This is a genomic window from Psychroflexus sp. MES1-P1E (assembly GCF_002836055.1).
Taxonomy (GTDB): domain Bacteria; phylum Bacteroidota; class Bacteroidia; order Flavobacteriales; family Flavobacteriaceae; genus Psychroflexus.
On record NZ_PJBS01000111.1, the window covers coordinates 1 to 8,413 of the forward strand.

Genomic DNA, 8,413 nt, shown 5'->3' on the forward strand with positions numbered 1-8,413 from the left:
TTCCAACTGGTGGTCAATTTAAATATGAAATCATAAAAAGTAAACCATGGCAATATGAAAACTTATATGCGCCATTTGACTTTGCGATTTTAAAGTCTAGCGAAGAAATTTCTGCAGAAAAATCTAAAATCTTAAAAACTCATATCCCTTATTTTAACTATGATGTTAATACGGCAAAGGAGGTGAGAATCAGCTGGCAAAACCAATTAAACACCTCTCAGGATTCTTCATTTCAAAACAACCTATCCATTTCGGAATTTATTTCTGAAACACTAGATGAGGTCTATGAAAATGGAATACGTATTAAAGATGAAAGTGTTAACAACTATACTATTGTTTTTTTAATTAAAGACAAAGTCGTCAACGAAGTTTTATATAAAGATATACTCACACAAGAAGATTTAAAATCCTTTTTGAATTCAAAAATCGACGGATCAGATCTCTTATCGAGTAGAAATGATTTATTGGAAGTTTTCTTTGAAGTTTTCAAAGTCAATGTAGAGTATGACAAAGCACTCAATCAAAATCAAATCCAATCCAAATTCGACCAGATTTCTTACACTAGAGGTAGGGTGAGTAAAGGCAGTAAAATTATTGCAAAAGGAGAAACTATTGAAGGTGAGAAATTAAGAATGTTGAGGTCTCTTAAAAATGAATATGAGTCTCAAAGTCTAGAGTCTTCAGCTTTTGTGGTGGTTGTCACTGGCTATACCTTTTTGGTACTTTTGTCTTTGTTGATGTTGTTGCTCTTTATACGACAGTATAGACCTGATATCTATGATAATAACAACAAGATTACTTTTATATTTTTCAACATTCTGTTTTTAGTATTCCTCACCTTATTGGTGATGAGATTGGATACAGATTATATCTATGTAGTTCCAGTCTGTATTTTACCCCTCACTTTAAAAGCTTTTTTTGATGCGAGGTTAGGGCTTTTCACACATGTGATCACAGTACTTATTCTAGGACTTGTAGTTCCTAATAGTTTTGAATATATGTTTCTTCAAATTATTGCAGGAATTGTAACCATTTTGACAGTTTCAGAATTGTACAAACGGGCAAACTTATTTATATCTGTAGTTCAGATCACTTTAGTATATATTTTTGCATATTTCGCTTTCAATATGATCAAAGAAGGAAGTATTGCAGAGATTAATTACAACAACTTTATTTATTTCTTATTGAGCGGAGTTGGCTTATTATTCGTTCAACCCCTTATTTACGCTTATGAAAAGATATTTGGTTTGGTATCAGACCTATCTCTTTTAGAACTATCAGATACAAATTCAAAATTATTGAAGGAACTATCCAATGTTGCTCCGGGGACTTTCCACCACTCCTTAAACGTAGCCAATCTGGCTGAAGCAGCAGCCAATGAAATTGGTGCTAATTCACTTTTAATAAGAGTTGGAGCCTTATATCACGATATAGGTAAAATGAAAAATCCAATTTATTTTGTAGAAAACCAAACCACTTCTGTTTCGCCTCATGACGAATTATCACCTACCGAAAGTGCAGAAGTTATTATTGGTCATAGATTGGAAGGTATAGAAATCGCCAAGCGTAGAAATCTCCCAGATCGAATTATTGATTTTATAAGAACTCATCACGGGACCTCCACTGTTTATTATTTTTACGCTAAACAAAAAGAGGAAGAAGATGGAGAGGTTGCTATAGATGACTTTAGATATCCTGGTCCAATTCCATTTAGCAAGGAAACTGCTATTTTAATGATGTGTGATGCAGTTGAAGCTGCTAGTAAATCCTTAAAAGAGCCCAACACACAATTGATTGATGATTTTGTTGAAAAAATTATCAACAAACAGATTGAAGAGGATCAGTTTATCAACGCCAATATCACCTTTAAAGAAATTCAATCTATTAAGAAGATTTTAAAGGCAAAATTGAATAACATCTACCATTTAAGAATTGAATACCCAGATTAATATGAAACCAATCGTTATTGCCATAGACGGCCATTCTTCAACTGGAAAAAGTACAGTTGCCAAACAATTAGCTAAAGCTTTAGAATATAAATATGTGGACACAGGTGCCATGTACAGAGCGGTTACACTTTATAGTATGAGGCAAAACTGGATTGAAGAGGGGTCTGCGGATATAGCTCATATTATAAATAGTTTGTCTTCAATTGATATCAATTTTGAATATAATCCAGAAGAAGGGACTAATGATGTGATTTTAAATGGAGAAAATGTAGAGCGAGAAATAAGGGCGATGAAAGTTTCTGAACACGTAAGTAGTATAGCAAAAATTGATGAGGTCAGAAAAAAGCTAGTTCAAATTCAAAAAGAACTGGGAGACCAAAAGGGTATCGTGATGGATGGCCGAGATATTGGGAGTGTTGTATTTCCTGAGGCGGAACTAAAAATATTTATGACGGCAAGCGCAGGAATAAGAGCTAAACGCCGTTATTCAGAATTAAAAGATAAAGGAGAAGACATCTCGTTTGAGGAGGTGTTAGAAAACGTGGAACATAGGGATGAGATCGATTCTAACCGTAAAAACTCACCTTTAATACAATCTGAAGATGCTGTCAAAATTGATAATAGTAATTTATCACAGCAGGAGCAATTTGATAAAATTATCATCTTGGCTAAGCAAAAAATAATCCAAATTAACCCATCTTCAAAATAAGATCTACTAGGCGACTACTATATCCTTGTTCATTATCATACCAACCAATCAGTTTAATAAGGTTTCCACCGATCACTGAGGTCATTTCGGCATCAAAAACACAGGAATAAGAATTGCCAACAATATCGATACTCACTAGAGGAACCTCTGTATACTGCAAAATTCCTTTGAGTTCATTTTCTGAAGCCTTTTTAAATAATTCATTGACTTCTTTTATGCTTGTAGATGTTTTTACATTCAGAGTCATATCGGTTAGCGAACCGTTTGGAACAGGAACTCGTATACCACAACCCCCAATAACATTATTTAAATCTGGAAAAATTTTGGTCAATGCTTTAGCTGCTCCTGTGGTTGTAGGAATAATAGATTGTGTCGCAGCTCTAGCTCGTCGCAAGTCTCGGTGGGGTTTATCCTGTAAGCTCTGGTCCGATGTATAAGAATGTACAGTGGTAATATAAGCTTGCTCTACTTGAAAAGCATCATGGATTACTTTTAGCATTGGAGCAGCATTATTGGTTGTGCAAGATGCATTAGAAATCATGATATCATCCTCTTCTAGAACATTGTCATTTACGCCTAGCACTATCATTTTTACTGAGTCATCACTTGGTGGAACACTTAAAATCACTTTTTTAGCTCCCGCGTAAAGATGGTATTTTAGCTTTTCTTCAGTTTTGAATTGACCCGTACACTCTACTAATGTATCCACTCCAAAGTCTGACCATTTTAAGTCTTCGAGTTTAGAACTACTCGTTAAAGGGAATAATTCACCTTGTATTAGAATGCCTTCTTTATTGTAAGACACTTCAAAAGGAAATTGACCGTGAACGCTATCGTATTTAAGGAGATGAGAAAGCGTTCTAGCATCTGATAAATCGTTGATAGCTGTTACTTCAATATTAGGATGTTGGTATAGTAAACGAAAAAGGCTTCGACCGATACGACCAAAGCCATTAATTCCTACTCTAATATGGTTTTGCATTCTTATTCTAAATGTTTATGAGCTTTATAAGAAGATCTTACCAGCGCAGAACTTTCAACATGTCTGAATCCTAGTTCTTTACCAATTCGCTTATAAGTTTCAAATTGCTCAGGTACAATAAATTCCTGTACTGGTAAATGTTGCTTACTCGGTTGTAAATATTGACCGATTGTGACAACGTCAACGTCTACACTTCTTAGGTCCTTCATGGTTTGGATGACTTCTTCTTCTTTCTCACCAAGACCTAGCATGATACCAGACTTAGTTCTTTTAATGCCTTGTGCTTTTAAGTATCTTAAGACCTCAAGGCTTGTATCATATTTAGCTTGTATTCTCACTTCTCTTGTTAGACGTCTCACCGTTTCCATATTGTGAGAAACAACCTCAGGGGCTACCTCTATAATTCTGTCTATATTTCTTTTATTTCCTTGAAAATCAGGAATTAAGGTCTCCAGAGTTGTAGTTGGATTCATTCTTCTGATGGCATTAACGGTTTCAGCCCAGATAATGGAACCCATATCTTTTAAGTCATCTCTATCTACAGAAGTGACTACAGCATGTTTTACGCTCATAATTTTTATAGAACGTGCCACTTTTTCTGGTTCATCCCACTCAATATCTTCAGGTCTTCCTGTTTTTACACCACAAAAACCACAAGAGCGAGTACAGACATTACCCAAAATCATAAACGTCGCCGTCCCTTCTCCCCAACATTCACCCATATTTGGGCAACTCCCAGAGGTACAAATCGTGTGCAAATCGTATTTATCTACAAGCTTTCTAAGGTTTCGGTATTTCTCACCAGTTGGTAATTTTACACGCAACCATTTAGGTTTGCCGCTTCTTGTTTTGGTTTTATTTTCTGTAGCTAATTTCTCTTTTTCTAATACTGCAGTATCCATAGTTAGCAATTTTATACAAATGTAATAAATAAAGAGTAGCTAAGCATTTGTTTGTGGCTCACAATGCTTCAATTATAGAAACTCTAAGACAATTTTAACCTGGGTTTATTTATGTCTAAAGGCAAGGTGAAATTCATTGATTATTATTTATCCCTAATCTTATGCAGATGGTTTAAGTGTGGGAACTGTTAAGCTTAAATCTAATTAAACGATGGAGGAGTAAATCATCAGGTAGTGAAAGAAGCTTCCTAAAAGAACAAAAATATGCCAAATCACATGGTTGTAAGGCATAGATTGCTTGACATAAAAATAGATGCCTACAGAATAAAATAGGCCTCCAGCGATAAGCATTGTAAGTTCTAAACTTGAAAATTTCTCAAAAAGGGCAAAGCCATCTAAAGCGATGAGCCAACCCATTACCAAGTAGAGTAGAAGAGAAATTTTTTCAAATCTACCAGTAAAAAAAAGCTTAAGAATCACTCCCAAGGCTCCGATACTCCAAACGAGATAAAATAATAAAGCCCCATAGCTATCTTCTAATACCGTTAATACAATGGGGCTATAGGTTCCTGCAATGAGAAAATAAATACTGATATGATCTAAAACTCTCAGTTTATGCTTTAAACGGATTCTTGTTGTATAATGATATAAGGTAGAGGCTGTGTATAGCAATACAAGCGAAACAGAATAGAGCGAAAGACCAAGTAAAAGTTTATCGTTATGAGAGTCAATGTTATACCATAGCCACCAGACGCCAGAGAGGGCTAAAATAAGTCCAAAAGCGTGGGTTAAGGTGTTCCAGAATTCTTCTTTTTGAGTGAGTTGATACTCCATTAAATAAAGTGAACTTAGATCTCGTAAAAGTAATCTAAACACTCAATCTAAAACCACAAATCTAAATAGATTATGACCAATTGAGATTTGTGTTAAAAGTTAAATAGATGAAGCTTTTTTGATCTTTTAATAGGTGAAGCAGCCGCAAGAATCTCTTCTAAATCTTTCTTTAGCTCTATAGCTGATCATAAAAGAATGTATGCCCCCGTTATATTGAGCAAAGTTGTTAATAGATGTGTCATAGGCATACCCTGCCATGATTTGATCTGTAATCCTAAAACCAACAAATGCACCAGCTGTAACATTATGTTCATAATTTGTGCTAGCATAAAACTTATCTTTCCAGTTCAAGTTAAATGAAACCAAAGCACTGTATGGTGCTCCTTTAGTGACTCTGACCATTACTGTAGGTTGAATATACACCTCGCTTTTTAACTCAAATTTATAGCCCGTAGTTATAAAATAATTAGGAGTAGTACTTGATATTGTTTGGCTGAAGTCTTCTATAAAATTTGTGATTAAAAAATTCGGAACCGAAACACCCGCAAAAAAGTTTTCTGTGTGAAGAAAAAATCCTGTTCCAAAGATTGGACTTAATTTAGATAAATTACCATTTGCATTAAATTCCACTTGATCTTCAATAGAAAACAATGAGTAATCAATGGCATAATTATTCACTCCAAATTTTATACCTGAAGAAAGAGACCAGTTTTTGTTTAGCCTAATGTGATAAGCTACATTTCCAACTACTCTATTTTCTTTGGTAGCACCAATATTGTCACTCATTATGTCAAAACCAACTCCAAGATTAAAGAACTTGATTTTGTCATGTCCGGTGATGATTAAAGTTTCTGGTGCACCATCAAAACCAACCCATTGAGAAGTATAAAACGCATTTGCGCTATAACCATTAGAACTTCCTGCGTAAGCGGGGTTATACACCAATGGTGCATAAACAAAGTTAGATAATTTTACATCGGTTTGAGCTTGTAATTGAACACCAATCCCGGTGAAAATTACTAAGATATATCCTATATTTTTTAGAAATTTCAGTATCATCCGTTATTATTTTCCACTTGTATAAATCCTTTTTTAGTGTTTTTATTACATGGTGATTTATAATTTAAAATATAGAAGTAGGTTCCCTTTGGTAAAAAATTAGATTGGCTAATTTTTCCTCCAACATTCGACATTCCTTTAAAAGTGTTATTTGTATTTTCATAGTTAGTAGTTTCCCAAACTAATTTTCCATAGCGGTTGTAGATTTTCATTTCATTTTCAGGAAATAATTCCATGTTGATGACATTAAGTTTTTCGTTTAAGTTATTTCCATTAACTGTTATGAAATTGTTGACATTTAGAATACCCTCAATAATGCGAATTTCAACTCTTAGAGTTTGGCTACTAAGGCATTTTAAAGATTCACTAAAATTTCTAGCATATAAAATGGTGCTTTCTGCAATTAAATGATCATTAGGTAACGCTTCATAGCTTGAGGGTGATAGATACCACTTGATACCTGATCCTTCTACATTAAGATCACTAAGTATTGGTTGATCTTCAATGCAAAACTCTTGAAAAGGCTCTCCTTGAGGAGGATTAATTTGATTGACGAAATCTGGTTCTATTTCGATTTCAAGTAATTCAATACACCCGTTGTCATCCATGACCTCAATATCATAGATGCCAGGTTCAAGATTTTCAAAAAGAAAGGTATCATTTCCAAGACCAAAATTAGAGGTATACGGAGGGGTCCCTCCATTTACGAAAAGAGTGATGGTTCCATCGTCTACACCAAAACAATTTACTTGAGTAGTTTGGAAATCCACTTCTAATTTAGCTGGTTTATTGATAAAAACGTCAAGCACTTCTCTGCAATTGCTTGCATCTGCAACGACAAGAGTATAGAGTCCACCAATAGACAAGTTACTGATGCTGGCTTGGGTACTTGCAAAGCCTTTGGGACCGCTCCATTGGTATTCATAAGAACCATCCGTAAACTGTCTACCACCATTTACATTGACATCTATAAAACCATCAGCCGCATTAAAACAGCTTATACTTTCTGTATTATGGTCAATTTGTAAAACGTTTGCACCTTCAATTTTAACACTAACTTCTTCATTACAATTGTACTTATCTATAATGGTAGCTTTATAAGTTCCGGGTTGTAGATTGTTCAATATTGCACCTGTATCTCCAGTATCCCAAACGATATTGTAGGGTGCTGTTCCACCAGTTATGTTAAGTTTTATAGTGCCATCTTCATTTAAAACACAAGTTTCATCTTTACTATTTACTGTAATGTCTATAGGATCGGGCATGACTAACTCCACATCTTTCGAAGCAATCGAAACAGAATTATCGTAAACAGTTATTATATATAGACCTGGACCGACCTCAGTCAAGTTTTTTTCAGTAGAAATCACATCACCAACCTCATTTTTCCATTCGTACTGATATTTAAGACCATTTGAATCTGTCTCGAGAAGATTTCCACCTAAGACATCAATATTTATAAAGCCATTAAACTCATCTATTAAATTTTGAGGACTGAAAGCACCAAGAATATCAATTTTACTATTACAAACGACAGCTGTTTTTTCAATAACACGAATTTCAATAGGCTTCTGCTCATTCATATTAAAACCATTACTATTTGTATTTTTATCGGTCGCAACGATGATGGAATACCTAGTATCGATTTTTTTTTGATTTTGAGTTGTAGAGATAACTATTTCATCTTTAAGCCAGTTGAAAGTGTAAGCTAAATTAACACTAGTAGCAGATGTCAATATTCTACTGGTGAATTCTCTTACAAATATTTTAAATTCACTAGCATTTGAAGTGATATCAGGAAAAGGAATAGAATTTATTAGTGTATGTATTTCTGATGTATAGTTATGATCTTCAACTTGAGTGCATGCTATTGAATCGCCTTGGTCTATGATATATTGATTAACAAATATATTAGGATTAAAAAATTCGAAATTACCATTATTGTTTAAACGATTGTTGCATCTTAAAAATGTTTTTG

At 34.2% G+C, this 8,413-nt stretch carries 7 protein-coding genes; 2 read left to right on the forward strand and 5 right to left on the reverse strand.

The genetic code is table 11. The features are described from left to right. Positions 1-1,949: HD family phosphohydrolase (locus CXF67_RS02960; RefSeq protein WP_102087393.1), on the forward strand; the 1,949-nt coding region annotated here is incomplete at its 5' end. Position 1,950: 1 nt separating this feature from the next. Further along, on the forward strand, positions 1,951-2,658 hold the full coding sequence (gene cmk / locus CXF67_RS02965; RefSeq protein WP_102087394.1) for a (d)CMP kinase: 708 nt from the start codon (positions 1,951-1,953) through the stop codon (positions 2,656-2,658). Here cmk and gap read toward each other — a convergent pair. From gap to CXF67_RS02990, 5 genes are all read right to left on the reverse strand, one after another. Continuing rightward, positions 2,639-3,640: a type I glyceraldehyde-3-phosphate dehydrogenase gene (gene gap, locus CXF67_RS02970; protein ID WP_102087395.1), complete on the reverse strand. Its 1,002-nt coding sequence runs from the start codon at positions 3,638-3,640 to the stop codon at positions 2,639-2,641. The genes cmk and gap overlap by 20 nt on opposite strands. 2 nt (positions 3,641-3,642) lie before the next feature. Then, positions 3,643-4,542 carry a lipoyl synthase gene (gene lipA, locus CXF67_RS02975; RefSeq protein ID WP_102087396.1) on the reverse strand — a complete coding sequence of 300 codons (900 nt, stop codon included), beginning with the start codon at positions 4,540-4,542 and terminating at the stop codon, positions 3,643-3,645. A gap of 204 nt (positions 4,543-4,746) precedes the next feature. Further along, the gene (gene trhA, locus CXF67_RS02980) at positions 4,747-5,376 is read right to left on the reverse strand and encodes a PAQR family membrane homeostasis protein TrhA (RefSeq protein WP_102087397.1); all 630 of its coding nucleotides are present in this window, start codon (positions 5,374-5,376) and stop codon (positions 4,747-4,749) included. Between the two features lie 126 nt (positions 5,377-5,502). Beyond that, positions 5,503-6,435, reverse strand: coding sequence for a PorP/SprF family type IX secretion system membrane protein (locus CXF67_RS02985; RefSeq protein ID WP_102087398.1), 933 nt, complete (start codon positions 6,433-6,435; stop codon positions 5,503-5,505). Beyond that, on the reverse strand, positions 6,432-8,413 hold a 1,982-nt coding region (locus CXF67_RS02990), incomplete at its 5' end, for a T9SS type B sorting domain-containing protein (protein WP_180957879.1). The genes CXF67_RS02990 and CXF67_RS02985, both read right to left, overlap by 4 nt.

Excerpts from the sequence above, each read along its gene's own strand:
- CXF67_RS02985 (WP_102087398.1), bottom strand. The coding sequence starts at position 6,435 with ATGATACTGAAATTTCTAAAAAATATAGGATATATCTTAGTAATTTTC.
- lipA (WP_102087396.1), bottom strand. The coding sequence starts at position 4,542 with ATGGATACTGCAGTATTAGAAAAAGAGAAATTAGCTACAGAAAATAAA.
- gap (WP_102087395.1), bottom strand. The coding sequence starts at position 3,640 with ATGCAAAACCATATTAGAGTAGGAATTAATGGCTTTGGTCGTATCGGT.
- trhA (WP_102087397.1), bottom strand. The coding sequence starts at position 5,376 with ATGGAGTATCAACTCACTCAAAAAGAAGAATTCTGGAACACCTTAACC.
- cmk (WP_102087394.1), top strand. The coding sequence starts at position 1,951 with ATGAAACCAATCGTTATTGCCATAGACGGCCATTCTTCAACTGGAAAA.